The following is a 749-nucleotide window of genomic DNA, read 5'->3' as shown; positions in this document are numbered from 1 at the left end:
GAATGCAACTTATATAAAAATACGTGATAAATGGTGGGGGCTTCCGCTGTTCCTGCCTTCTTTAATCTTGCCCATTTTCGCCCACATTAATACTTTCGCGCATATTTCTTCCGGTGAGGTTTTTCTCTTTTATCTGCCTTTGGCACTGATGATCAGCATGATGATGTTTTTCAGCTGGGCGGCATTGCCAGGGATCACCTTAGGGATTTTTGTCCGCAAATATGCAGAGCTGGGTTTTTACGAAACGCTCTCATTAACGGCTAATTTTATTATCATTATCATTCTCTGTTGGGGCGGTTACAGGGTCTTTACTCCCCGGCGTAACAACGTTTCACATGGTGATACCCGTTTAATTTCCCAGCGTATATTCTGGCAGATAGTGTTTCCTGCAACGCTGTTTCTGATACTTTTCCAGTTTGCTGCATTTGTAGGATTACTGGCGAGCAGAGAAAATCTGGTCGGTGTCATGCCTTTTAACCTCGGGACTTTAATCAATTATCAGGCCTTACTGGTGGGTAATCTGATCGGTGTCCCGCTGTGCTACTTCATCATTCGGGTAGTGCGAAATCCATTTTATTTACGTAGCTATTATTCGCAATTAAAACAGCAGGTTGATGCCAAAGTCACCAAAAAAGAGTTCGCGCTCTGGCTACTGGCATTAGGTGCTTTATTGTTGCTGTTATGCATGCCGTTAAATGAAAAAAGCACAATTTTTAGCACCAATTATACCTTGTCATTATTGCTGCCTG

The 749-nt window shown here is 42.7% G+C and carries 1 pseudogene; it reads left to right on the top strand.

The features are described from left to right. Window positions 1-749 (top strand): annotated as a pseudogene (gene pdeF / locus ACUU1I_RS20935) (cyclic-guanylate-specific phosphodiesterase PdeF); the annotation flags it as partial.

This window comes from Shigella sp. SIG3 (assembly GCF_053555855.1).
Note: the sequence above shows the minus strand (reverse complement) of the source record. Positions and strands in the feature narration are given on the sequence as shown.